Origin of the sequence: Burkholderia sp. Z1 (assembly GCF_014893795.1) — a bacterium.
Lineage (GTDB): Bacteria > Pseudomonadota > Gammaproteobacteria > Burkholderiales > Burkholderiaceae > Burkholderia > Burkholderia theae.
This window is the reverse complement of record NZ_JACFYL010000002.1, coordinates 2,746,041-2,770,369: the sequence shown is the minus strand read 5'-3', so window position 1 is coordinate 2,770,369 and position 24,329 is coordinate 2,746,041. Positions and strand designations below refer to the sequence as shown.

25 protein-coding genes are annotated in these 24,329 nt (G+C 68.8%); 10 read left to right on the top strand and 15 right to left on the bottom strand.

Annotation, left to right across the window (positions count from 1 at the left end; translation table 11 throughout):
* Positions 1 to 21 precede the first annotated feature (21 nt).
* Both H3H55_RS29295 and H3H55_RS29290 read left to right on the top strand, forming a co-directional pair.
* The gene (locus H3H55_RS29295) at positions 22 to 1,038 is read left to right on the top strand and encodes an ABC transporter substrate-binding protein (RefSeq protein WP_193101246.1); all 1,017 of its coding nucleotides are present in this window, start codon (positions 22 to 24) and stop codon (positions 1,036 to 1,038) included.
* Positions 1,039 to 1,150: 112 nt separating this feature from the next.
* Positions 1,151 to 2,461 (top strand): MFS transporter, encoded by a 1,311-nt coding sequence (locus tag H3H55_RS29290; RefSeq protein WP_193101245.1) that lies wholly within the window; start codon positions 1,151 to 1,153, stop codon positions 2,459 to 2,461.
* 10 nt (positions 2,462 to 2,471) lie between these two features.
* Here the strand turns inward: H3H55_RS29290 and H3H55_RS29285 are convergent, their stop codons facing one another.
* Positions 2,472 to 3,149 (bottom strand): hypothetical protein, encoded by a 678-nt coding sequence (locus H3H55_RS29285; RefSeq protein WP_193101244.1) that lies wholly within the window; start codon positions 3,147 to 3,149, stop codon positions 2,472 to 2,474.
* A gap of 178 nt (positions 3,150 to 3,327) precedes the next feature.
* Between H3H55_RS29285 and H3H55_RS29280 the strand changes: the two genes are divergently transcribed.
* On the top strand, positions 3,328 to 3,516 hold the full coding sequence (locus H3H55_RS29280; RefSeq protein WP_413463980.1) for a hypothetical protein: 189 nt from the start codon (positions 3,328 to 3,330) through the stop codon (positions 3,514 to 3,516).
* Between the two features lie 86 nt (positions 3,517 to 3,602).
* Here the strand turns inward: H3H55_RS29280 and H3H55_RS29275 are convergent, their stop codons facing one another.
* Positions 3,603 to 5,402, bottom strand: a complete 1,800-nt coding sequence (locus H3H55_RS29275) for a sensor histidine kinase (RefSeq protein WP_193101243.1) — start codon at positions 5,400 to 5,402, stop codon at positions 3,603 to 3,605.
* Positions 5,399 to 6,046 (bottom strand): response regulator transcription factor, encoded by a 648-nt coding sequence (locus H3H55_RS29270; protein ID WP_193101242.1) that lies wholly within the window; start codon positions 6,044 to 6,046, stop codon positions 5,399 to 5,401. The genes H3H55_RS29275 and H3H55_RS29270 overlap by 4 nt, the downstream gene beginning before the upstream one ends.
* A 322-nt stretch (positions 6,047 to 6,368) precedes the next feature.
* Here H3H55_RS29270 and H3H55_RS29265 point away from each other — a divergent pair, with 322 nt between their 5' ends.
* Complete coding sequence (locus tag H3H55_RS29265) at positions 6,369 to 6,821, top strand: hypothetical protein (RefSeq protein WP_193101241.1); 453 nt, start codon at positions 6,369 to 6,371, stop codon at positions 6,819 to 6,821.
* A gap of 102 nt (positions 6,822 to 6,923) precedes the next feature.
* On the top strand, positions 6,924 to 8,942 hold the full coding sequence (locus tag H3H55_RS29260) for an LssY C-terminal domain-containing protein (RefSeq protein ID WP_193101240.1): 2,019 nt from the start codon (positions 6,924 to 6,926) through the stop codon (positions 8,940 to 8,942).
* Between the two features lie 16 nt (positions 8,943 to 8,958).
* On the opposite strand, the gene H3H55_RS29255 is transcribed toward H3H55_RS29260, so the two are convergent.
* From H3H55_RS29255 to H3H55_RS29235, 5 genes are all read right to left on the bottom strand, one after another.
* Positions 8,959 to 9,288: a DNA-binding protein gene (locus H3H55_RS29255; RefSeq protein ID WP_047901651.1), complete on the bottom strand. Its 330-nt coding sequence runs from the start codon at positions 9,286 to 9,288 to the stop codon at positions 8,959 to 8,961.
* Entirely contained in the window at positions 9,285 to 9,617 is a 333-nt protein-coding gene (locus H3H55_RS29250) for a type II toxin-antitoxin system RelE/ParE family toxin (protein ID WP_193102218.1), read from the bottom strand. Before H3H55_RS29250 ends, H3H55_RS29255 begins: the two co-directional genes overlap by 4 nt.
* Before the next feature lie 370 nt (positions 9,618 to 9,987).
* Positions 9,988 to 10,542: a protein tyrosine phosphatase gene (locus H3H55_RS29245; protein ID WP_193101239.1), complete on the bottom strand. Its 555-nt coding sequence runs from the start codon at positions 10,540 to 10,542 to the stop codon at positions 9,988 to 9,990.
* Between the two features lie 187 nt (positions 10,543 to 10,729).
* Entirely contained in the window at positions 10,730 to 13,189 is a 2,460-nt protein-coding gene (locus tag H3H55_RS29240) for a flavin-containing monooxygenase (protein WP_193101238.1), read from the bottom strand.
* Positions 13,176 to 14,891: a GMC family oxidoreductase gene (locus H3H55_RS29235; RefSeq protein ID WP_193101237.1), complete on the bottom strand. Its 1,716-nt coding sequence runs from the start codon at positions 14,889 to 14,891 to the stop codon at positions 13,176 to 13,178. The genes H3H55_RS29240 and H3H55_RS29235 overlap by 14 nt, the downstream gene beginning before the upstream one ends.
* 262 nt (positions 14,892 to 15,153) lie before the next feature.
* Here H3H55_RS29235 and H3H55_RS29230 point away from each other — a divergent pair, with 262 nt between their 5' ends.
* Positions 15,154 to 16,185, top strand: a complete 1,032-nt coding sequence (locus H3H55_RS29230) for an AraC family transcriptional regulator (RefSeq protein WP_193101236.1) — start codon at positions 15,154 to 15,156, stop codon at positions 16,183 to 16,185.
* Between the two features lie 55 nt (positions 16,186 to 16,240).
* Positions 16,241 to 16,750 (top strand): GNAT family N-acetyltransferase, encoded by a 510-nt coding sequence (locus H3H55_RS29225; RefSeq protein ID WP_193101235.1) that lies wholly within the window; start codon positions 16,241 to 16,243, stop codon positions 16,748 to 16,750.
* A 16-nt stretch (positions 16,751 to 16,766) separates the two neighbouring features.
* Here the strand turns inward: H3H55_RS29225 and H3H55_RS29220 are convergent, their stop codons facing one another.
* From H3H55_RS29220 to H3H55_RS29210, 4 genes are all read right to left on the bottom strand, one after another.
* Positions 16,767 to 17,720 carry a leucyl aminopeptidase gene (locus tag H3H55_RS29220; protein WP_193101234.1) on the bottom strand — a complete coding sequence of 318 codons (954 nt, stop codon included), beginning with the start codon at positions 17,718 to 17,720 and terminating at the stop codon, positions 16,767 to 16,769.
* A 58-nt stretch (positions 17,721 to 17,778) separates the two neighbouring features.
* Positions 17,779 to 17,901: a hypothetical protein gene (locus tag H3H55_RS37600; RefSeq protein ID WP_006479692.1), complete on the bottom strand. Its 123-nt coding sequence runs from the start codon at positions 17,899 to 17,901 to the stop codon at positions 17,779 to 17,781.
* 106 nt (positions 17,902 to 18,007) lie between these two features.
* Complete coding sequence (locus tag H3H55_RS29215; protein WP_193101233.1) at positions 18,008 to 18,250, bottom strand: hypothetical protein; 243 nt, start codon at positions 18,248 to 18,250, stop codon at positions 18,008 to 18,010.
* Positions 18,251 to 18,290: 40 nt separating this feature from the next.
* The gene (locus H3H55_RS29210) at positions 18,291 to 18,746 is read right to left on the bottom strand and encodes an Lrp/AsnC family transcriptional regulator (RefSeq protein ID WP_011356102.1); all 456 of its coding nucleotides are present in this window, start codon (positions 18,744 to 18,746) and stop codon (positions 18,291 to 18,293) included.
* 123 nt (positions 18,747 to 18,869) lie between these two features.
* On the opposite strand from H3H55_RS29210, the gene H3H55_RS29205 reads away from it, so the two are divergent.
* Both H3H55_RS29205 and H3H55_RS29200 read left to right on the top strand, forming a co-directional pair.
* Positions 18,870 to 19,415: an RBBP9/YdeN family alpha/beta hydrolase gene (locus H3H55_RS29205; RefSeq protein ID WP_193101232.1), complete on the top strand. Its 546-nt coding sequence runs from the start codon at positions 18,870 to 18,872 to the stop codon at positions 19,413 to 19,415.
* Between the two features lie 159 nt (positions 19,416 to 19,574).
* The gene (locus tag H3H55_RS29200; protein ID WP_193101231.1) at positions 19,575 to 20,825 is read left to right on the top strand and encodes a YbfB/YjiJ family MFS transporter; all 1,251 of its coding nucleotides are present in this window, start codon (positions 19,575 to 19,577) and stop codon (positions 20,823 to 20,825) included.
* A gap of 12 nt (positions 20,826 to 20,837) precedes the next feature.
* Here the strand turns inward: H3H55_RS29200 and hpaC are convergent, their stop codons facing one another.
* Positions 20,838 to 21,392: a 4-hydroxyphenylacetate 3-monooxygenase, reductase component gene (hpaC, locus tag H3H55_RS29195; RefSeq protein ID WP_129516624.1), complete on the bottom strand. Its 555-nt coding sequence runs from the start codon at positions 21,390 to 21,392 to the stop codon at positions 20,838 to 20,840.
* 351 nt (positions 21,393 to 21,743) lie between these two features.
* On the opposite strand from hpaC, the gene H3H55_RS29190 reads away from it, so the two are divergent.
* Complete coding sequence (locus H3H55_RS29190) at positions 21,744 to 22,376, top strand: response regulator transcription factor (protein ID WP_193101230.1); 633 nt, start codon at positions 21,744 to 21,746, stop codon at positions 22,374 to 22,376.
* Between the two features lie 21 nt (positions 22,377 to 22,397).
* Here the strand turns inward: H3H55_RS29190 and H3H55_RS29185 are convergent, their stop codons facing one another.
* Together H3H55_RS29185 and H3H55_RS29180 are read right to left on the bottom strand one after the other, a co-directional pair.
* Positions 22,398 to 23,141: an SDR family NAD(P)-dependent oxidoreductase gene (locus H3H55_RS29185; RefSeq protein ID WP_193101229.1), complete on the bottom strand. Its 744-nt coding sequence runs from the start codon at positions 23,139 to 23,141 to the stop codon at positions 22,398 to 22,400.
* 59 nt (positions 23,142 to 23,200) lie between these two features.
* Positions 23,201 to 24,325: an amidase gene (locus tag H3H55_RS29180; protein WP_193101228.1), complete on the bottom strand. Its 1,125-nt coding sequence runs from the start codon at positions 24,323 to 24,325 to the stop codon at positions 23,201 to 23,203.
* Positions 24,326 to 24,329 lie beyond the last annotated feature (4 nt).

The following is a 24,329-nucleotide window of genomic DNA, read 5'->3' as shown; positions in this document are numbered from 1 at the left end:
CCGCCGCGCGGGGGCCCGGGCATGACGACGTCGCCGCGCCGCCGCGCGTTGATCGCCGCCGGGCTCGGCGTGCTCGCCGCGCCGTCGTTCGTGCGCGCGAAGCCGCGCACGGTCCGGATCTCGAAAGGTTATGGCGTGTTGTACCTGCCGCTGCTCGTGATGGAGAAGCAGCGCCTGTTCGAACGGCACGCGGCGCGGCACGGCGTGCGCGACGCGGCGGTCGACTGGGTGCTGCTCGACGGCGGCAATTCCGTCAACGACGCGATGATGGCCGGCACGCTCGATTTCGCGGGCGCCGGCGCGCCGGGCTTCATCGAGCTGTGGGCGCGGGCGCGCGGCATTCCGAATGTCGAGGTAATCGGCATCAGCGGGCTGTCGACCACGTCGCTGTCGCTGAACGCGAACCGGCCGGGTCTCGTGTCGCTGCGCGACTTCACGCCGTCCGACCGGATCGCGGTGCCCGGCATCCGCACGTCGCTGTCGGCGGTCGTGCTGCAGATGGTCGCGAGCCGGCAGCTCGGCCCCGCGCATTTCGCGCAGCTCGATTCGATCACCGTGAACCTGCCGCATCCGCAGGCGATGCAGGCGCTGATCCGCCGCGAGAACGGCGTCACCGCGCACTTCACGTCGCCGCCGTTCTCGACGCTCGAGTTGCGGCAGCCGGGCATCCACCGCGTCGTGAGCTCGGTCGACGTGCTCGGCCCGCTGACGCTCGACGTCGTGTTCGCGCCGAAGCGGCTCGTCGACACGGAGCCCGCGCTGGCCGCCGCGTTTCTCGGCGCGCTCGACGAAGCGAACCGCCTGATCGCGCAGGACCCGCGCGCGGCGGCCGCGCTTTATGCGGCGTCGTCGGGCGTCGGCGTGTCGCACGACGACGTGATGCGGATGCTCGCCGCGCCCGACACGCGTTTCTCGGTGCGGCCGAACCAGCTGATGGACTACGTCGAATTCCTGTACCTGGCCGGCACGATCAAGGCGAAGCCGCGTGCGTGGCACGAGATGTTCGCGCCGATGCTCGACGACTACCGGTCGGGCTGAACGCCGCCGGCTTGCGCCGGACCCCATTCATCGAAACATCCCGCGCCCGCGCCTTCGTTGTGCACGGCGCCGATTCAACCGATACGCAACCGATTCACGTAAGGAGCCTGCAGTGAACGCTACCGAAACCCTGGACCCCGCGTCCGCCGAAGAACAGCGCATCATGTCGAAGGTGGCGCGGCGCCTGCTGCCCATCCTCGTCGTGATGTTCCTGATCGCGTTCATCGACCGGCAGAACGTCGGCTTCGCGAAACTGCAGATGGTGCACAGCCTCGGGATGACGGAGGCCGCGTTCGGGCTCGCGTCGTCGCTGTTCTTCATCGGCTACCTGCTGTTCGAGGTGCCGAGCACGCTCGCGCTGCATCGCTACGGCGCGCGTGTGTGGCTCGCGCGGATCATGCTGACGTGGGGTCTCATCACGGTGCTGATGGGCTTCACGACGTCGATGCCCGCGTTCTGCTCGCTGCGCTTCCTGCTCGGCATCGCCGAGGCCGGTTTTTATCCGGGCGTGATCTACTACCTGACGCTGTGGTTTCCGCAGAGCTACCGCGCGAAGGTGCTCGGCATCTTCACGCTCGGCAGCGCGCTCGCGAACATGCTCGGCTCGCTGGTCGGCGGCGTGCTGCTGAGCCTGAACGGCGTGTGGGGGCTGGCGGGCTGGCAGTGGGTGTTCATCGCAACGGGCATCCCGGCCGTGATCGTCGCGATCGTCGTGTTCCGCGTGCTGCCCGCGTCGTTCCGCGAAGCGCCGTTCCTCGACGAGCGCGAGAAGCAGATCGTCGCGGCCGCGCTCGAACGCGAGAAGCCCGCGCAGGCCGAGCACGGGCAGCCGTGGAAGGCGCTGCTCGATCCGCGCGTGATGCTGTTCGCGGCAACCTACATGCTGATGTCGACGTCGCTGTACGGCGTCACGTACTGGCTGCCGACGCTCGTGAAATCGTTCGGCGTGTCGAGCACCACGAACGGCTTCCTGAGCATGCTGCCGTGGGCGCTCGCGGTGCTGCTGCTGGTGTGGCTGCCGGCGAAGCTGCGCCGCGCGAAGAGCATCCTGCGCACGATCGCGATCGTCGCGGCGCTCGGCGCGCTCGGTTTCCTGCTGAGTCTCGTGCTGCCGTCGACGCCGCTGCGCTTCGTCGCGCTCGTGCTCGGCGGCGCGTGCATCCCGCTGCTGTATCCGTGCTTCTGGTCGATGCCGCCGCGCTACTTCGCCGGCGCGCGTGCTGCCGCGAGCGTCGCGGCGATCAATTCGATCGGCAACCTCGGCGGTTTCTTCAGCCAGAACCTGATGCCGTTCGCGGGCAAGGTGACGGGCACCGCGTTCGGGCCGATGATCGTGCCGATCGTGTGTCTCGCGCTGCTCGGGATCGGCGCGCTGGTCGCGTGGACGCGCTCGGAGCGGGGGATGGTGGCGGCGCGGGTGTGAACGCGCGGCGTCACCGCATCATCACCTGGTTCCCGACGACCTTGAAGTTGGTCGATGCGTGCGTGTTCGACAGCAGGTACTTGAGCGCGGCGATGTCCGGCGCGGTCGTCGAAAAGCGGTTGTCGCCGTCGAATCTGAAGTCCCACGTGATGATGCCGCGGTTGTATTCGGGCATGTCCACGTGGATCTCCTTCAGCGACGCGAGCGGATACGCGCGCTCGTGCCAGTCGAACAGGTGCCGAACGTAGAGGTGATCCTGCGTCACGATTTCGTAGCGCCGCAGGAACGGCGTCGCGACGACGAAGAGCACGGCGGTGAAGATCAGCAGCGAGCGGGCCGCGCGCCACGGGACGGTCCGCGATGTGCGGCCGCGCGGCTTGGTGCGGTAACGCTTGAAGGCGGACGGCACGATCAGCAACACGCCGAACCACCAGATGATCGCGATGAACCCGAGCGGCACATTCATGAACGGCACCGACAAGGCGCCGACGAAGCTGGTCGGGAAATCCATCAGCCGCGCGGTCGACACGAATCCGAGCCCGACGTAGCTGCCCGCCGGATGCGGGATGAACAGGGCGGTCGTCAGCGCCTGCAGTGCAAGCAGGACAGGCCAGCACAGCAGCGATACCGCCAGCCAGCCGGCCGCGACGACGACGAAGCAGAGTACGTAGGTGAGGATGGTTTTCATCGTGGTGAAGGGGGGGCGGGTGGCCGGCGCGTTGGCGCGACGGATGTGCAGGGCGGCGACGAATTGTAGCGTCGTGCCAGGGCCCGTGCGGCAAGTGCATTGCGCTCAGCAGGCCGACTCTTTGCGCATCATGCCGATGCGCTACCATGCGCTGAAAATGTGGCGTGTGGAGCGTGCAATGAAGATGACGATGAAAATGTTTCGCGATGCCATTGCGCGCCGACGCGCGCAGCGCGAGTTTGTCGCGCGTGGCATGGCATCGCGCGACGAGGCGCGGCGGACCGGTGAATACATCGATGCCACCAACGTTCAGGCAGAACTCGAACGCATGCTGAAAGCGGCACGCGCGACGAAGGCAGTCGATTGAGCCTTCGGAATCGGGACATGTATGTCGATGAGCAGGTCGAGATTGTCGCCATTCGACACCTGACTGCGCCACCGTAATCGCCGCACCTACCCCCGCGAAACCCCATCCCCGCCATGCGCGACCGCCACGGGCGCGTGCGGCAGCGGAATCTCCACCTCGACGGTCGTACCCTCGCCGAGCGTCGTCGTGATCTGCAGCGTGCCGCCGACGAGATACGCGCGCTCACGCAAACCCACCAGCCCGAACGAGCTCGACTTGCGTGGCACGCCGGGATCGAATCCCGCGCCGTCGTCGCGTATCGTCAGCGCGATCGCATCGTCGCCACACACGAGTTCGACGTTCGCATGCGACGCGGCCGCGTGCCGCGCGACGTTCGCGAGCGCTTCCTGCGCGATGCGGAACACGGCCGTCGCATACGGCTCGTCGAGCTGCAGTTCGGGCGGGTCGACGTGCAGCGTGCACACGATCGCGTGACGGTGCCGGAAATCTTCCACGAGCCATTGCATCGCCGCGGCGAAACCGAGATCGTCGAGCATCAGCGGGCGCAGGTCCGACGCGATGCGGCGCGTCGCGGCCACCGCGCCGCGCGACAGCGTGTGCATCGTCGCGATCTTGCGTGCAAGCGGCGCGTCGTCCTGCGGCACGTGGTCGATCAGCCATTCGAGATCGTTCTTCAGCGTCGCGAGCGTCTGCGCAAGTTCGTCGTGCAGTTCGCGCGCGATGCGGCGTTGCTCGGCTTCGCGCGCGGTCGCGCTGATCGCGGCGATCTCGCGCAGTTCCTCGCGCGAAGCCTGCAGTGCCCGCTCCGCGCGCACGCGTTCCTCGACTTCGCGTCGCAGGTCGCGGTTCGACGCGCTCAGTTGCGCGGTGCGCGCGGCGACGCGCTGTTCGAGCCGCTCGTTCGCATCGTTCAGCTGCGCGCTCTTCTGCACGACGAGCAGATGCTGGTAGCGCGCGCCGGCCAGCGCGCGCACCGTCTGCGCATGCAGCCGGCCGTTCTCGAACAGCATCGCGAACAGCACGACACCCGATGCGACCAGGCCGTATGCGCGGCCCGCGTAGAAGCCGAGATCGTAGCGCCCGTGATTCAGCATCGACGACAGCGCAATGTCGAACAGCCACGCGACGAGCACGGTCATCACCCACAGGTCGAGCACGGAATGGTGGCGCCGCTGCCGCCACATCAGCATCAGCGCGACCAGGTTCAGCCCCCAGACGACCGTGATCGCGTTCGTCATCGTCGCGGCCATCCGGTTGCCGTTCATGATGCGCGGCAGCAGGTCGTGGCCGGCGGTCGCGAGCAGTGCGAGCGCGACCGTCGCGCCGCCCGCCGCGGCGATGCAGAGCGTTACCGGAATCGCTGCACGGCGCTTCGGGGCCGAGACCGGGATCGGGGCCGGACGCGCGCGTGACGCCACGCGCAGCAGCGCGTAGGCGGCGACCGCCAGCGGAAACCCGCCGTGCCAGAACAGGTACAGCCACGCGGTGGTCTGGTCGCCGGCGCCGAGCAGGCCGGTCGGCGCGAACAGCCCGGGAAAGGTCAGCATGTGCGTGCCGGCCATGAAGCCCGTGAACAGGTAGCCGCCCGCGAGCACGAGCAGCGATTTCTCGCGCAGGATCGCGTACTGGCCGAGCAGGAGGCCGGCCGTCACCATGTCGTTGACGACGATCGCCGACTGATACACGGGGATGAACGCCCAGCCCGGCGCGAGCGGCACGCCCGCGAACGGCGCGAGCGCGGCGAAGAACATCGCCGACACGATGACCGTCGCGAGCGCGAGCCGCCGCTCGCGCCGGCGCGGCGGCAGCGACGACATGAACAGGCGCGACGCGTCCGGCTCGTCGTCGTCCGGGGGCGCGGGCGGGAGGTGAAGGGCGGCCGTCATGCGTCGTCGACGCCGGGGTCGAGATCGTGGCGCACCGCGTAGCGGACCAGCGCGGCTTCGTGCGGCAATTCCATCTTCTCGAGGATCCGCGTCTTGTACGTGCTGACCGTCTTTGCGCTCAGCGCGAGTTCGGACGCGATCTGCGTGACGGTCTGGCCCGCGATGATGCGGTGCATCACGTCGAGCTCGCGTGCGGACAGCCGTTCGTGCGGCAGCGCCGCGGCCGGCGCGCGCAGCGTGAGCGCGAGGCTTTCGGCCGCCGACGGGCTCACGTAGACGCCGCCCGCCGCAACCTTGCCGACGGCCTCGACGAGCTCGGCGGTGGCACTGTCCTTCGTCAGGAAGCCGGTTGCGCCGGCCTTGAACGCACGCGCCGCGTACTGCGCCTCCGCGTGCATCGTCAGCACGAGCGTGCGCAGCGACGGCGCGTGGCGCTTGAGCAGCCGGATCAGCTCGATGCCGGTCGGCGCGGGCATCGACAGGTCGAGCAGCAGCACATCGGCGGCGGCGCGCTCGGCCAGCGCGAGCGTGGCCGAGCCGTCGCTCGCCTCGCCGACAATTTCGAAACCGCCGGCCATCTCCAGGATGTAACGCAGTCCGTCCCGCATGACTGCGTGATCGTCAGCCAGAATTACCCTGATCATCTTCTAGCGATCCTCTTCGGGATGACGCCGCGAACGGCTGTCCGGTTGCCGCCGCGGCTGTTCTTCCGACCAATATATTCCGCCGAATCCGAAAACGGTACACATCCAGGAAATTTTCGAGATAGCCGGATGCGGAATGTGCACCAAAACGAAATAATCCACGGGAAAGGGTACGATGCGGAACGCGTGCGTGGCCGGGTATTCCCGGATGACTACCGCGACCGGGGCGCGCCGGCCGGTGTGTCGAGAGCCGCCCCGCGAACCCTGCTGATTCGGGACTAAACTGGTGCCCGATGCCACTACGCCACTAAGGAGCCCCGCGATGATCGACCTTGCCGATATCCTGCCGTCCGCGCTGCCCGCCGCCGTCGCATGGGCCGAAGCGGAGGCGGCACGCGGGATCGCCCAGGGTGCGCCGCTGACGCCGGCGCAAGTCGACGACGCGCGCACGGTCGGTGTCGCGCAGCCGGAACGGATCCGCGTGGTGATCGTCGACCGCATGCCGTTTCCCGAAACGCCAACGCTTGCCGCGATCGCCCGCGACACGGGGCTGTTGTCGCCGGGGACGATCGGCCTGACCCTCGGCCATGCGGTGTATGTGCTGCGCGGGCACGATACGCGCCGCCTGATGACCCATGAATTCCGTCACGTGCATCAATTCGAGGCCGCCGGATCGATCGGCGCGTTTCTCGCGCGCTATCTGCAGGAGATCGCGACGGTCGGCTACCACGACGCGCCGCTCGAGGCCGATGCGCGGCAGCACGAGTTCGATTGACCGCCTACGCCGGCGCGACCGCGCGCATCCCGCGATGAACGTTTCCCACGCCACTGCCGACCCGGTGTTCGCCCGCCGCGCCGCACTGCGGTGGAGCGTGCGATGAGCGACACGATCCACGCGTGGATCGGCGCGATCGGCGCGCATCCGCTGCTCGTGCTGACGGTCGTGTTCTTGACCGCCTGCGCCGAGGCGATCGCGCTGATCGGCACGGTCGTGCCGGCCGGCGCCGTGATGTTCGCGGCCGGCGCGCTGATCGGTGCGGGCGCGCTCGACGGCTGGACGACGATCGGTGTCGCGGCCGTCGGCGCCGTGGTCGGCGACGGGATCAGCTACGAGCTCGGACGGCGCTACCGCGGCGTGATCCGCAATGCGTGGGCGCGCTTCGGCTATGCAGCCGCCTACACGCGCGGCGAGGAGTTCGTGCTGCGTCACGGCATGAAGAGCATCGTGCTCGCGCGCTTCCTTGCGCCGGTGCGCGCGGTCGTGCCGGTCGTCGTCGGCTGCGCGACGTTGCCGCGCCGGTCGTTCTATCCGGTCAACGTGATCTCGGCACTCGTATGGGCGCCCGCGCATGTGGCGCCGGGCATCCTGTTCGGCGCGTCGGCCGCACTGGCCGCGGCGATCAGCGTGCGGGTCGCCGCGATCCTGCTGGTCGTCGCCGCGCTGGTCGCGCTCGTGTGGATCGGCGTGCGCGTCGCGCTGCGGCGCGGCTGGCCGCTGCTGCGCCGCGCGCTCGTCGCGGCCATGCATGCGTGTGCGCACCGCTGGCCGCGGCTCGGCGCGCGGCTGAACGGCGCGATCGCGCGCGTGCGTCGCCTGCCGGGCACCGTGCCCGTGCTCGCGCTGCTGTTCATCGGCTGCGTGTGGCTGTTCGCGGGCCTCGTGCAGGATGTCGTCGCGAACGATCCGCTGATGCACGCGGACATCGCGTTGTACGCGTTCCTGCAGAACCTGCGCACGCCGCCCGTGGACGCCACGATGCGCGCGGTTGCCGTGCTGCACGGGCACGATACGGGGCTGATCGTCGCGGCCGCGTTTCTCGTCTGGCTGTTGATCCATCGCTGCTGGCTGACGGCCGCGTGGTGGCTCGCGACGGTCGGCATCGCGTTCGTGCTCGTGCCGGTGTTCGGCGCGGGCATGCCGGGCACGACGCCCGCGAGCCTGCCGCCCGGCGCGCTGCACGTGCCGCTGCCCGATGCCGAAGCCGCGTTCGCGATCCTCGCGAGCAGCGGCCTCGGCTGGGTGTTGACGCGCGACCGGCCCGCGCTGTGGCGCATTCCGGTCGTGACGGCCGTCGTGCTGTGGATCGTGCTCGGCGGTTTCGCGCGGCTGTACGTCGGCGACACCTGGCTGTCGGGCCTGCTTGGCGGCTGGAGCCTCGGGCTGGCCTGGTTCGCGCTGCTTGCCGGCGCCTATGCGTATTGGCATGTGCACGAGCATGTGCAGCCGCGGGGCGCGCTCGTCGCGGTGGTGGTGGTGCTGGCGACGGCGGGCGTCTGGACGGTGCCCGCGCAATGGCAGCTCGACCGCGCGTCGCGCCCGCATGTCGGCGACGTGGTCGCGATGACTGTCGACCAGTGGCTGCGCGGCGGATGGGAGCGCGTGCCGACGCGGCGCACCGAGATCGGCGGCGACCGCGAGGAATATCTGCCGTTGCAATGGAGCGCGACGTCGGACACGCTCGACCGTCATCTCGCGCAGGCCGGCTGGCAGCGCGCGACGCCGTGGTCGCCGGCCACCGCGCTGCGCTGGCTGCTGCCGCAGGCGACCGCCGATACGTTACCCGTGCTGCCGCGCTACACGCACGGCGAAAGCACGCGCCGCGTGTTCGTCCACGTCGATCCGGGCCAGCCGGAAAGCCGCCTCGTGCTGCGGCTGTGGCGTTATCCGTACGTGTTGCAGGATGCGCTCGGCATGCGGCCGCTGTGGTACGGCGCGCTGTATCGCGAGGTGCTGCACCGGCCGGCGCGGCTGATGACGTTCGTGCGTACGACGCCGATCGACGATGCGGCGACGATCGCGCAGGCGCTGGCGGTCGAGCCGACGATCGAGCATCCGCCGGCGGGGACGGATACCGCGCCGGCCGAGATGCTGCTCGTGTGGATGGTCCGGCCGTAAGCCGGCCGTGTGCCACTTACGCGTGCGCCGGCTGCGCGGGGACGACGGACAGGCGCAGGCCGACGGTCTTGAGCACCGCGAGCAGGGTTTTCAGCGTCGGGTTGCCGTTGGGGGACAGCGTGCGATACAGCGATTCGCGGCTGATGCCGGCTTCGGCCGCGACCGCGCCGAGCCCGCCGTACGCTTCCGCGACCGTGCGCAGCGCGAGCAGGCCGGCCGCGCGGTTGTCGGGATCGTCGAGCGATTCCATGGCGACGCGCAGATAGGCCACCGCGAGTTCGCGGTCGGCGCCGAGTTCGGCGACTTCCGCGTCGTGGTGCGATACCGCGCCTTTGAGCTTGTTCACATTTGCCTCCGTTTCCAGTTCAACCCGTGTTCCTTTGCGCGCCTGATGTCGTCGGGCTGACTGCCCTTGTCGCCGCCGGACAGCAGCAGCACCAGTGCACCGCCGTACCGGCCGAAGTACACGCGATAGCCGGCGCCGACATGGATGCGCAGTTCGATCACGCCTTCGCCGACAGGCTCGCAATCGCCGAAATTGCCTGTCTGCACGCGGCGCAGGCGTTCGCGAATCCGCGCCTGGGCGAGTTTGTCGCGCACGGCGTTCAGCCATTCGGTGAAAGGCTCGCGACCGTTGTCGCGCTGATAGCGAAGCAGTTCGAACTTGGATAGTATTGTAACTTATAAGCTACAAAAAGGGTGATGGAAACGATGTGGCTTTTTGGCCTGCGACCGGCGGGGTGAACGGGGTGCGATGCACCACGCTGCCGATTGCCGCGCGAGACGGCACGCAGCGCGACGGCGTTGCGGCCGCAGCGCATGCGCTGCTTCAGGGTTCGGGATGTCAGGCAGCGAAGCCGGCTTCCCGGACGAAGATCATTCTTTCATCCGGGGCGTACGGCGGCGATTCGGCCGAATGGCCTGTATCGATGACGCGATGAAGGGCACGCGCCGTGGGCGGGGTGTCGGGACGGAATGACACGAACGGCAAACCCGCCGGCGCCCGCACATTGCGCAACCGGCAAGCCGACAGGTTTGTCGCGCGTTACGGCTTCGCGGGTGCGGTGCTCGCGACCTTGTCGAGCGCGGCCGGAATGTACGTGTCGAGCTGCGCGGTCACCGATTCGTAGAAGTCCATCGGCTTGCCCCATGCGTCGGGCACGTCGAGGTGCTTCCCGGTCGCGTATTCGGCGAGCGTGAACACCTTGCCGGCCGCCGACGGATAGAGCGCGAGCACCTTCTCCTTGTGCTTGTCGGTCATCGTCAGGATCACGTCCGAATGCTTGACGTCGTTCGCGTTCAACTGCACCGAGCGGTGCGCGGACGTGTCGATGCCGCGCCGCTTCATCAGGATCACGCCGTTTTCCTCGGGCTTCTCGTCATACGGATCCTCGTCGACCGCGCGCGAGATCACCGCGACATGCGCGTGGCGCTGCGCGATCAACTGGCCGGCAATCGCCTCGGCCATTACGCTGCGCCCGGTGTTGCCCGTGTCGACGAACGCGACCTTCTTCGGTTCGTCGGCGAACGCCGACGTCGCGCACTGGATGCCGACGCAACAGAGCAGCGCCAGCGTGTTGAGGGTGTGCCTTCTTTTCATCATCTCTCCGCCAGGGTGGGGGTATCGCCCCGGCGGCGCGCCGGGGCTTGCGGGAGATCATGACGGCCGCGTGCGACAGAAAAAAATAACCGGCCGGTTTTCGCAAAACGGTGTCGCTTCGTTGCAAGCGCGTATGGCGGTCGCGCATGCGGCGTCCGGCCGAGCGCCGCATGTCACCGGTTCGTCGTCACGCCGTCGCGGCGACGCGTTCCATCGCAAACCCCGCCAGCGTCCGCAACGCGTCCCGTGCCGACCGCAGGTAAAACGCCTGCAGATGAAACACATGCCAGCGCGCCGCATGAATCTCCAGCCGGCACGGCACGCCGCACGCGACTGCATGATGCGCGAGCCGTTGCGCATCCGACAGCAGCACCTCCTGGTCGCCGGCCTGGATCAGCATCGGCGGCAGGCCGCGCAGGTCGGTGTCGAGCGGGCCGCGCGCCGCGGCCGAACCGGCGCCGTGATACCAGCGCAGCCCCTGTTCGAGCCAGCCGCGCCGGATCATCGGATCGTCGTGGCGGCGCGATGCCAGCGTCGCACCGCCGAGCGCCGGGTCGGTTACGGGCGAGATCAGCAGCAGCGCGGCGGCGGCCGGCTCGCCGCGTTCGCGCAGCGCGATGGCGAGCGACAGCGCGAGCGCGCCGCCGGCCGAATCGCCGGCGATGACGATCCGGTGCGGCGCATGACCTTGCGCGCGCAACGTGTCGTACGTCGCCAGCGCATCGTCAAGCGCGGCCGGACTCGGATGCTCGGGCGCGAGCCGGTAGTCGGGCACCCACACCGGCAGGCCGGCGTCGTTCGCGAGCCGCGTCGTCACGCCGCGATGCGTATGCGGCCCGCCGAGACAGAACGCGCCGCCATGCAGATAAAGGATCGCGCCGCCCGCATCACCGCGTTTCGGTGCGACGACTTCGACCGGCACGCGATGCGCGGACGTGCGGTAGCGCAGCGTGCCGCCCGCGCCGGGCATCAGCGGCGACAGCAACGCGACGACGCGGCGCTGCATGCGCGCGCCGAACGGCGGACCGATCAGCGGCCGGAACGCGACGCGCAGGAAGCCGCGCAGCGACGCGGCGGCGAGCGCCTCCAGCCGGCCTGTGGGCGGCGCGACCACCACGCCGTGCGTCGTCCCGGCGGCGTCGGGCAGCGGATGCGAGAAGCGGTACGCGGACAGCCCGGTGAAACGCGTGAGCCACCGGTAGGTCAACGTGAAGCCCGGCCAGTTCGTGCTGTTGTGCCCCGATGCATTGACGTACCAGCTCTTGCAACTGCTCCACACCGAACCGGCGAGCCGCTGCTGCACGTGTACGTTGAAGCGCCGGTAGCGACGCGCGTCGACGTCGATCGCGTTCGCGCCGTCGCGCCGCATCGCGCGCACGCAGCGCATCACGTGCGCGATCTGGCTTTCGAGCATGTAGACGATCGAGTTGTGGCCGAGGTTGGTGTTCGGGCCGTACAGCATGAAGAAGTTCGGAAAGCCGGGCACGGTGAGCCCGAGATACGCCTGCGCGCCGCGTCGCCACGCGTCGTTCAGATCGAGCCCGTCGCGGCCCGTGATGCGCATCGGCGACAGGAACTCGGTTGCCGCGAACCCGGTGCCGTAGACGATCGCATCGACCGGATGGTGCACGCCGTCGACGGTCTCGATGCCGTCTTCGGTCACGCGCCGGATCCGCTGCGTGACGAGCTCGACGTTGGCGCGGCTCATCGCGGCAAGATAGTCGCTCGACAACAGGATGCGCTTGCAGCCGATCGGGTAGTCGGGCGTGAGCCGGGCGCGCAGCGCGGCGTCCGGCACGTCGCGTGACAGCAGCTTGCGGAACGGCCGGCCGACCGCAAGATCCATCAGCCCGTGCAGGCGCGTGAACGCGATCGCGCGCGATTCGTAGCGCAGGTAGATCGACGCGCGATGCAGCTTCATCGCCCACGGCAGCCGGCGGAACAGCGCCTTTTCCCAAGGGCGATACGCGCGGTCGGGGCGCGGCATCACGTACGCCGGCGAGCGCTGGAAGACGACCAGGCGCTGCACGTCGCCGGCGATCGCCGGGACGAACTGGATCGCCGACGCGCCGGTGCCGACCACCGCCACGCGCTTGCCGGCCAGTGCATAGCCGTGATCCCAGTGCGCGGAGTGAAACGCGCGGCCGCGAAACGTGTCGATGCCGGGCAGGTCGGGCATCGCGGGGCGACTCAACTGGCCGGTGCCGCTGACGAGCACGGCGGCGCTCAGCGTCGTGCCGTCGGCGAGCGTGACGCGCCACAGTGCACTCGCTTCGTCGTACCGTGCGTGCTCGACCTCGGCGCCGAAGCGCAGATGGCGAGCGAGGCCGTACTTGCGTGCGCAATGCTGCACGTACGCATGGATTTCGGGCTGCGGCGCGAACACGCGCGACCAGGCCGGGTTGGGTTCGAACGAAAACGAGTACAGGTGCGAGGGCACGTCGCAGGCGGCGCCCGGGTAGCTGTTGTCGCGCCACACGCCGCCGACGTCGTGCGAGCGTTCGACGATCACGAAATCGTGGATGCCGGCGCGTTGCAGCGCGATCGCCATGCCGATGCCGGCGAAACCGGCGCCGATGATGATCGCCGCGAGCGGTGCGGCAGGTGCGGCCGGTTCGATCGCGCGGGAAGTTTCAGGCGACAACATGACGGGTGTCCTCCGGCTGAATGGCAGCGTGTGCGGCGCACGATGCAAGTACGGCGTCGCGGTCAATCGATGCACCGACGGTATCGGCATGCGGTTGCGCGGACGTGCGGCAAACGCCGCGGATCAGGTCGACGGCCTTCTCGGCGATCATGATCGTCGGCGCATTGGTGTTGCCGCCGATGAGCGTCGGCATGATCGATGCATCGACGATGCGCAACCCCTGCAGGCCGTGCACGCGCAGTTGCGGATCGACGACGGCGAGCGCGTCGTGCCCCATCCGGCAGGTGCCGACCGGGTGATACACGGTGTCGGTGCGCCGGCGCAGCACGTCGCGGATCTCGTCGTCGGTCGTGACGTTCGCGGTGAACAGGTCGCGCGTGATCCACTCGGCGAGCGCCGGCGCTTCCATCAGCCGGCGCGTGAGCCGGAAGCCCGCGACCATGTCGTCGAGGTCGCGCGGATCGTCGAAGAACGCGGGATCGATGCGCGGCGCCGCGAGCGGATCGGCGCTGTGCAGCGTCACCGAGCCGCGGCTGCGCGGCCGCAGCAGGCACACGTGGCACGACAGCCCGTGGCCGGCATGCAGCTTGCGCGCGTGATCGTCGACGAGCGCGACGACGAAGTGCAGCTGGATGTCGGGCGCGTCGAGGCCGGCGCGCGTCTTCAGGAAACCGCCGCCTTCCGCGAAATTCGACGTCAGCATCCCGCGCCGTTCGCGACGAAAGCGCGCGAACTCGCGCAGCATGCGCAGGCCGCCGCGCGCCGATACGCCCATCGTGTCGACGCTGCGCGACCGGTAGCCGAGAATGAAATCCGGATGATCCTGCAGGTTGCGGCCGACGCCGGGCAAATCGGCCCGCACGGCAATGCCGAGCTGCTGGAGTTCACGGCCCGGGCCGATGCCCGACAGCATCAGCAACTGCGGCGTCTGCAGCGCGCCGGCCGCGAGCACGACTTCGCGCCGCGCGCGCAGCGTGCGGACTTCGCCGTGCTGCCGCACTTCGACGCCGACGGCGCGCGTGCCGTCGAACAGGATGCGCAGCACCTGTGCATGCGTCTCGACCGTCAGGTTGTCGCGGCGGCCGACGTGCGGCAACAGGTACGCGCGCGCCGCGCTCCATCGTTCGCCATGCTTCTGCGTGACCTGGTAAATGCCGACGCCTTCCTGCTGCGCGCCGTTGAAGTCGTCGGTGAGCGGCAGGCCGGCCTGTTGCGCGGCTTCCAGATAGCGCGCATGGAACGGGTTGCCGGTGCGCAGGTCGCTGACCCACAGCGGGCCGTCGCGGCCGTGCCACGCATCGTCGAAGCGTTCGTTGTGCTCGCTCAGGCGGAAGTACGGCAGCACGTCGTCGTACGCCCAACCCTCGTTGCCGAGCGCGGCCCAGCCGTCGTAGTCGACGCGATGGCCGCGGATGTAGACCATCGCGTTGATCGCCGACGAGCCGCCCAGCGCCTTGCCGCGCGGCTGGTAGCCGATGCGCCCGCCGAGCCCCGGCTGCGGCACGGTGTCGAAGGCCCAGTTGTTCACGCGGGTCGGCAGCATCGCGACCGCGCCGGTCGGCACGTTGACGACCGCGCCGTCGCCGCGGCCGCCGGCCTCGAGCACGCAGACGGTCACGGCCGGGTCCTCGGTCAGCCGCCCGGCGACGACGCACCCGCCCGAACCGCCGCCGACGACAATGTAGTCGAAAGTCTTGCTCATGAATCGTCTCCTGATGGTCGATGGATCAAGCGGTGTGCGTCGGCATGCGGTCGCGCGCGCAGGTTTCGCGCCGGCGTTCGAAGCGGGTGGCGGGATCGGTCGGGCGACTCGGTCGCATGGTGTCTCCTAAGGGGGCGATGGCGTCGTTCGGACGACGACTGGATGACGCCGATGGTGCTGGCCGCATGGGAAAACACCAATGCTGCTTCGGGACAATTGTTTTAGTATTTGGGCCAAATCGGCGCTTCGAGGGTTTCTCCGCATGAGCTTCTGGGACTTCACCCGGAGTCCGGCCAGCGCCCGGCTGCTGGTCGATTTCGGCGACGAACGCGGCGTGCCGCACACGACGCTGCTGGCCGGCACGGGGCTCGGGAATGCGCAGCTCGACGATCCGAAAGTCGAGGTGACGGCCGCGCAGGAGCTGCGGCTGACCGGCAACCTGCTGCGTGCGCTCGGGCGCGCGCCGGGCCTCGGGTTCGAGGTCGGCCTGCGCTATCACTTTTCGGCGTACGGCGTGTGGGGCTACGGACTGATCGCGAGCGCGACCGCGCGCGACGCGCTTGCGCTGGCGATGCGTTTCCTGCCGCTCACGTATGCGTTCACCGTCATCACGTACCGCGAGGAACCCGACACGGGCGTGCTCAACTTCGGCGCGCCGGAACTCGACGGCGCCGTGAGCCGGTTCGTCGTCGAACGCGACATGGCGGCCGCGGCCGTGCTGCTGCAGGAAATCGGCGGCGACGATTTCGCGTTGTCGCGCTTCACGCTGCAGGCCGCGCGCGCGCCGTCGCTACCCGCGCCGCGCATCGCCGGCATCGAACCGGTTTTCTCGGCGCGCGCGAACAGCCTTGCATTCGACCGCGCGTTTCTCGACCGGCCGCTGCCGCATGCGAATCCGCTGACGGTGTCGATGTGCGAGCAGATGTGCGGCCAGCTGGTCGAAGCGCGGCGCGCACGCGTGGGCACATCGGAGATGGTGCGCCAGTACCTGACCGCGACGCCTGGCGCCGCACCGTTCTCGCTCGAGGACATGGCGCGGCTGATGAACACGAGCCCGCGCACGCTCAAGCGCCGGCTGCAGGAGGAGGGCACGACGTTTCGCGCGCTGCTCGCGCAGGCGCGCGGCGCGCTGGCCGAGACGCTGCTCGGCGATGCGCGCCTGTCGCTCGCGGAGGTGGCCGAGCGGCTCGGCTTCAGCGACCTGTCGAGTTTCTCGCAGGCATTCAAACGCTGGTACGGCGTGCCGCCGGGCGCGTATCGGAGCGGCGTGCTGCGAGACGGCGGCCATCGATGAATCGCGGTACGATCGATTGCATGCCCGCCGACATCCCCTTCACGAGAGAATTCGCATGATCACGCTTCGCCCGATGACCGAGGACGATTTCCCGCGCTTCTGGCCGACCTACCGCGCCATCGTCGCTGCTCAGGAAACCTACGCATTCGATCCCGCGCCAACACTCGAAGCGGCACGCGCGCTCTGGCTCGACGCGCCGCTCTGCACGTGGATCACCGAAGAGGACGGTGTGGTGCTCGGCTCGTACTACCTGAAGGCGAACGCGGCCGGGCCCGGCAATCACGTGTGCAACTGCGGCTACATGGTGAGCGATGCCGCGCGCGGCCGCGGCGTCGCCCGCCTGATGTGCGAGCACTCGCAGCAGGTCGCGCGCGAGCGCGGCTTCCTCGCGATGCAGTTCAATTCGGTGGTCGCGACCAACGAGGTCGCGGTCGCGTTGTGGCAGAAGCTCGGATTCGACATCGTCGGCCGACTGCCGCGCGCGTACCGTCACGCGCGGCTCGGCTTCGTCGATTGCCTCGTGATGTTCAAGTGGCTCGGCAGCGAGGCGGCCGCCGAAGCCTGAGCATGCGACTGCCTGGTCAGACGGCGAACGCGCCGTCGAACACGATCCGGTCGTCGAGCGCGAGCGTGCCGCGCGCGAAGATCAGGTCGAGATGATGGCTGCCGTTTTCGCCGCCGCCGAGCCCGAGATGCAGGCCCGGATGGCGTTCCTCGAACCCCGCGTTGCGGCCGTACAGGCCGCGGATCCCGAGGTTCGTGCCGATGCCGAATTCCTCGATGCGCCGGTGATTCGCGTGCCGGTCGAGATAGGTCGCGAAATCGCGCCGGAAGCCGGGATCGTCGCTGTCGAAACCGACGATCATGCTACGTTCGACATGCAGCGTCGCGAGCCGCTCGGCCACCTTGTACTTGATCGCGAACGGCACGGTGCCGAGAAACGTGCCGCTGAACACGACCGAGCCGTTGAGGTCGGTAATGTGCGTCGCGATCTCGCCGGGCACGACGTCGAGATTGCCCATCCCGTCCACGCTCGTCCATTTCTGGTCCGGCGCGAGCGAGCCCGTCAGCGTGTTGCCCGCTTCGTCGATGAAGCGGATCTGCGACGCGTGCGCGGCCGCGTCGATCAGCCGGCAGTTGCGCGCCGCGATGTCGTCGAGCGACTCGGCGAACGCTTCGTCGAGGTGCGGGCCGTAATCCTTGAATAAAACCGACTTGCTCCAGTGCTCGACGATCGCGGGGCGGATCGCGGCGAGGAACGGCGGCCCGCTCGGCGACGGTGTCGGCAGGCACGACGAGTCGTACAGCAGCACGAACAGGTCGGCGCGCTCGAGCGCGGCGGCGATGTCGGCGGGCGGGGTGGTTTCGAGGCAGAGGGTGGCCGCGTCGAGCGAATCGGGCAGGGCGGAAAACGCGCGCAACGCGATGTCGCGATTGCGGGTGTCATGGCCGACCAGCAGTTTTCCCGACTCGCCGCGCGCAAGCTTGTCGCGCAGCGCGGGGTGAAAGCCGAGCGCGCGGTGCAGGTTCAGCATGCGTGTCTCCGGAAACGGCGGAAGGGCCGATGCCCTTCCGCGAGAACGGGTGGCCCGCTCAGACCGGCCAGAGCGCGGTGCCGAACGGCACCACGGCGTCCTCGACCATCATGTCGACGGCCTCGGGGTGCGTGTCTTCCTGCATCCAGTCAAGCAATTCGATCTGCTGGGTTTCCTGCATGTCAACTCTCCTGTGGTGAACATGAGTGCTTCAACATGAAAGCGCGGCTAAAAAGTTGCCACTCCTCATCAGGCATTTCGTGAATACCGGATGAGTGGCGTTGATATTAGTCTGACGAATTGTCGAATGCAATGCGTTGCAAGGTTTTTAGCCGAAGCGTGCTAAACACGGGGGAGTGGCGAATCACGCGCCGTAAAGCACGAATAAAGCGAATGACGGATTCGATATCTTTTTTTAAATCTCCGGAATCGGGATCGGTGCTTTGAATTCGGCGATTTTTCATCGGGAATTCGATCGCCTTGATCGTCGTGATCGACGTCGCTCGCGGCGGCCATGCGTGCGAACGCATCGCCGCTCGGCAGGGGCACGCCGGCGGCCCGATGCCCGTGTCAGCCGAGCAGCGCCTTGCCGAGCGGTTTGGCCGGCTCGGACCGGAGCACCAGCGACGTCGTGACCGCGCCGAAGCGGGCAATCGCGTCGATGATGGTTTCCAGTTGTCCCGGTGTCGGCACCAGTACCTTCAGCAAGAAGCAATCCTCGCCGGTCATCCGGTGGACCTCGATGACGTGCGGCATCTCGGCGAACGCGCGCAGCGCAGGCTTGATGTGTTCGTGCGTCGTCTTCAGCCGGATGATGGCCATCATCCCCAACCCCAGCGCGGCCGGGTCGATGCGCGCGCCGTAGCCCGCGATGATGCCGCGTTCTTCCAGCCGCTTGACGCGCTCCGACGTGGCGGGCTGCGATAGCCCGATGCGTCGGCCCACTTCGGACAGCGGCATCCGCGCGTTTTCCTGAAGCGCCTCGAGGATCGAAAGATCCAGGCGATCGAGTTCTCCGTTCGACATCTCCGCTTTCCCGTTCCGTTAATTCATCGGCATATTGTCTCAATATCCGATGATTTGCCATTCCCGGCCGGTTTCCGGCAGACGAGACTGCGAGCTCGCCTGTTCATGGAGAGGGAGACGGAGATGGACCACACGATCGTGATCGTGCCGGGGATCGGCAACTCGGGACCGGATCATTGGCAGAGCCACTGGGAGGCCGCGCATGCGGGTGCCATCCGCATGGCGCCTGCGTCATGGGATGCTCCCGACCTGCGTGACTGGATCGCGGCGCTGGATGAAGCCGTCGCGCAAGCCGAGGTGCCGCCGGTGCTGATCTGTCATTCGCTGGGTTGCCTGCTGTTCGCGCACTGGCGTGCGGCGTCGACGCGCGTCGTGCGCGGCGCATTGCTCGTGGCGGTGCCCGATCCGGGCGGCCCGCGTTTTCCGGCCGCGGCCAGCGCGTTCGCGAAGGTGCCGGGCGGCGATTTCGGTGGCGTGCCGGTGCTGGCGATCGCCAGTTCGGATGACGGGTACGACCCGTCCGGGCGCGGCCTTGCATGGGCGGGCGAGCGTGGCGCGATGCCGCTGCTGCTCGGCCCGCGCGGCCATCTGAATTCGGCAGCGGGATTGGCGGAGTGGCCCGAGGGACGTGCATTGTTCACGGCCTTCGTGGCCGGATTGCGGGGGTAGCGCAAGCAAGCGGCTGCCGTTCTCCCGCGCTTGCCCCGTGCCTGCTCAAGTATGATCGTTCGACCGGATCGGAAGCCTCGACAGCCGGGATGGGCGCGTGCGGAACGCCGGTTCCTCTGTGACGACTTGCCCGGCTTCGAACGACACAGGAGACACTCGATGCGCGCAGCACCGCAACCGGAGCATGCCGGCCCGTCGCGGCCGGACGCCGGCGCTACCGACCCGGACCGCATGGCAGCCTGGCGGCTCGCGATCGGCCTGTCGCTCGGCAGCGCGATCGCGCTCGGCCTTGCACGCTTTTCGTATGCGCTGCTGCTGCCGCCGATGAAGGCCGATCTCGGCTGGACGTTCGCGCAGGCCGGCGCGCTGAACACGGCGAACGCGGCCGGTTACCTGATCGGCGCGCTCGTGTTTCCGCTGCTGTCGCGGCGCTGGCATGCGGGCACGCTGCTGGCGGCCGGCTGCGTGCTCACAGCGTTGCTGATGGCCACCTGCGGGCTCACGTCGGACATGCACGCGCTGCTCGTGCAACGGCTCGCGACGGGCGTCGGCAGCGCGCTGATCTTCATCAGCGGTGGCGTGCTGGCCGCGCGGCTCGCGTCGGCGTCGCCGCGCGATGCGGGGCTGTTGCTCGGCCTCTATTACGGCGGCACGGGGTGGGGCATCGTCGCGTCGTCGCTGCTCGTGCCGGCGACGCTCACGCATGGCGTGCACGGCTGGCAGCCGGCCTGGTTCGCGCTCGCGGTTGCGTGCGTGCTGTTCTCGGCAGTGGCCGTGTCAGCCGCGCGCCGCATCGAGCATGCGCACGCGGCACCGGCCGCGCCGCGCGACGGCGCGACATCGAGCGCCGCCGCGAGCCCGGCCCGTTTCGCGCTCGCGCTGGCCGGCTACGGCCTGTTCGGCGTCGGCTACATCGGCTACATGACGTTCATCGTCGCGCTGTTGCGTGGCGCGGGGATGAGCGGCACGGTGGTCTCCGCGTTCTACGTGATGCTCGGCGTGGCGACCGTCGTATCGGCACGCTTGTGGTCGCGGTTGCTCGACCGGATGCGTGGCGGCCAGGCGCTGGCCGTGCTCAATGCGCTGCTCGGCGTCGCGACGCTGATGCCCGCGATGTTCGTGCATCCGGTGGCTGCGTTCGCGTCGGGCGTGCTGTTCGGCGCGACGTTCCTGTCGGCGGTCGCATCGACGACCGCCTTCGTGCGGCACAACCTGCCGCCCGACGGCTGGGCGAAGGGGATCAGCGCGTTCACGACGGTCTTTGCGTTCGGGCAGATCGCCGGGCCGGTCGCGATCGGCTGGGTGTCGGACAGCGCGGGGCTCGCGCGCGGGCTCGTGTATTCGGCGCTGACGCTGTTCGCGGGCGCCGCGCTCGCGGCCGGGCAACGCGCGTTGCGTGCTGCCGCATAGTCAGCTGACGCCTCAGCGCACGCACGCCGTGCGCGACACACGATGAAACGCGCGGCTGAAGTAGATCAGGCTGTCGCCGTCGTCGCGCACGCGGATCGACGTCGCCTCGATGAACATCACCGAATGCGAGCCGACTTCCTTCATCTCGGCGATCGTGCCCTGAAGGCTTGCGAGCGCATCGCGCAGCACGGGCACGTCCTGTTCGCCGCGGTCCCACACGGGCAGGTCGAAGCGCCGCTCCATCGGCAGGTCGGTGAGCCCCGCAAAATGCCGCGCGAGCAGTTCGTGCTCGGCCGGCAGCACGTTGATGCACACATGGCGATTGCGCTCGAAGGTCGCGTGCATCGCGCTCGACCGGTTCAGGCACACCAGCAACGTCGGCGGCGCGTCGGTGACGGAGCAGACGGCGCTCGCGGTGATTCCGCAGCGGCCGTGCGGCCCCGCGGTGGTGATCACGTTGACGGCCGCGCCGAGGTGGGCCATCGCTTGCCGGAAGGCCTTCTGCGCGTCGGACGGTTCGACGCGCGCCGGTCGCGGGAGTTCGGTCGTGGAGGATGTGGCGGACATGGGTGCTCCTGATGGGACGAAGGCGACGATTGCGCGGTCTGCCGATGCAGCGCCGGATCGTCGACGATGACCCAAGCGTACGTCGCGAAAATGCGGCCGACCATTCGCACGATTGACGATGGAGATGGCGTTCTCGCCAACGCGTCTAAAGGTTCTACCTAGGCGCACCGCGCAGCGCGCGAAAAAAACGCGATTGCGCGTTCGTGCGGCACGTAAAAGGGTATTCAGCGGGTTTTCGGCTCGTTATGATGTGCCGCACACCCCCAGCGAACGACGCTCGCGACGAGCCGGCAACCGGCTTCATGCGCGGCGCGTGCGATACCCATACCGATATTGAGCGAGACACCCGCGATGACGTCACCCGCACCGATCGTATACATCGTCGACGACGACAGCGGCATGCGGACGTCGCTCGCGTGGTTGCTCGAATCGGTCGGCATCGCGTCCGAAGGGTTCGCGAACGCCGCCGACTTTCTCGCACGTTTCGACGTGAACCTGCCCGCGTGCCTGGTGCTCGACGTGCGGATGCCGGAGAAAAGTGGCTTCGACGTGCAGGCCGAACTGAATGCGCGCGGCGCGACGTTGCCCGTGATTTTCGTCAGCGGGCATGGCGATATCCCGATGTCGGTGCGCGCGTTGCAGAACGGCGCGATCGATTTCGTCGAGAAGCCGTACAACTCGCAGCAGATGCTCGAGCGCGTGCAGCGCGCGCTGCGGCTCGCGCAGCAGCGGCATGCGGTCGGCCAGCGTCATCGCGAGTTGCGCCAGCGGCTCGATGCGCTGACCGCACGCGAGAAGGAAGTGCTGCGCGGCGTGGTCGACGGCAAGGGCAGCAAGCAGATCGCGTCGGATCTGTCGATCAGCGTGAAGACCGTCGACGTGCATCGCGCGAGCATCAAGGAGAAGCTCGGCGCGACGTCGATCGCCGCGCTCGTGCGCGACGTGATGGTCGTGTGGGGCGACGACGGGGCGTCGTCGCGCTAGAGCACCGGTCGGGCCCTGCGTTCAGCGCATGTACAGCCCGCCGTTGATGTCCCAGCACGCACCGTTCGCGAAATGCGCGTCGCCCGACGCGAGCAACACGGCTGCGTCCGCGACGAAACCGGCCGACCCGAGCTTGCCGCCCGGCAGGTTCGCGAGCACCTGACGCAGTTTCTCCGGCGCGACGCTTTCATACACGATCGGCAAATCGAGCGGGCCGGGCGAGATCGCGTTGACGGTTACGCCCTGCGCGGCGAGATCGCGCGCGAACACCTTGGTCAGCGTCAGCGTGCCGCCTTTTGCGGCCGCGTAGTGCGCGCCCGTTGCCGAGCCGCCGTTCTGCCCGGCGAGCGACGCGATGTTGACGATGCGGCCCGCGCCGCGCGTCGCGAAATACTGGCCGAACACCTGGCAGCCGAACAGCACGCTGCGCAGGTTCACGTCGATCACCTGGTCGAACTGCTCGGCCGTGATCTCCATCGCGGGCACGACCTTCGATGCGCCCGCATTGTTGACGAGCACATCGATCGTGCCCCAGCGAGCAACGAGCGCGTCGCGCGCCGTTTCGAAATCGCGCTTCGACGTGACGTCGAGCGGCAGCGCGATCGCGCGTGCGCCGCTCGGGTCGAGTTCGCGCGCATGCGCATGAATGGCGTCGGTGGCGATATCGGCCAGCGCGACGCGATAACCGGCCGCATGAAAGCGCTCGGCGATGACGGCGCCAAGCCCGCGCGCGGCGCCGGTGACGAGGACGACTCGATCTGACATGGTGCGTGATTCCCTGGTTCGCGAGCGCGCGTTTGTCGTGGCTGCGCCCGCATCGTGATTCATGCGGCGAGCGCCGCTTCGAAGTGTGCGGCGATCGAGCATACCTGTTCGTCCGCGCCCTTGCGTCCGACGATCTGCAGGCCGGCCTTCAGCGGCGAACCGGCCAGCGGCAGCGGCACGCTGAGCGCCGGGTGGCCGCTGAGGTTGAACGGCCGGATCAGCGACGACATCGCGATCACCGATACGCCGTCGCGCGCTTGCTGCAGCGTGATCGGCAACGCGGGCAGCGTCGGCAGCACGAGCACGTCCGCGTGTTCGAGCGCGGCGTCGACCTGCGCGGTGAAGCGCGCGCGCACCGCTTCGGCTTCGTCGAGTGCGGCAGGCGTCGTCGTCGCGGCCGTGCGCAGCCGCGCATCGAGATCGGCGCCGAGCTTGCCCGTCGCGACCAGATGCCCGAATGCGCGCGACGTTTCCGCGTTGATCACGGCGAGCCCGGCGGCGAACGCGGCCGGCATCTCGTCGAGCACGATTGCGTGCGAGCGCAGGCCCGACGCGCGCAGCGCCGCGTCGAGCGCGGCGGCGATCGCCGGATCGGCGTCGACGGTAATGTGCGCGACCGTGCAGTCCGCCGCGGATGCGGCTGCGCGCGCACGATCGAAGCCCGGTGCGATCGCGGCCATCACCGCGGCCAGCGTGCGGACGTCGCGCGCGAACGGCCCGACGCAATCGAGCGTGGTGTCGGCCGGCGCGACGCCGCGCCGCGACACGCGGCCGAAGGTCGGCTTCAGCCCGAACACGCCGCAGCACGCGGCCGGCCCGCGAATCGAGCCGCCCGTGTCGGTGCCGAGCGCCGCGTCGACCGCGCCGAGCCCGACGAGCGATGCGGAACCGCTCGACGAGCCGCCCGGAATGCGCGATGCGTCCTGCGGATTGACGGGCGTGCCCGTGTAGTCGTTGATACCGGTCATGCCGAACGCGAGCTCGTGCATGTTTGCCTTGCCGGCGATCTGCCAGCCCGCGTCGAGCAGCAGGCGGACCACGTCCGCGTGTTGCGCGGCCGGCGGCACATCGGCGAGCGCGCGGCTCGCCGCGCGGGTCGGATGGCCCGCGATGTCGATCGTGTCCTTGATCGCGATCGTGGGGCCCGGGCCGCCCAGCGTGAAGGTGTCGATGAAGCCTGTCATGGTC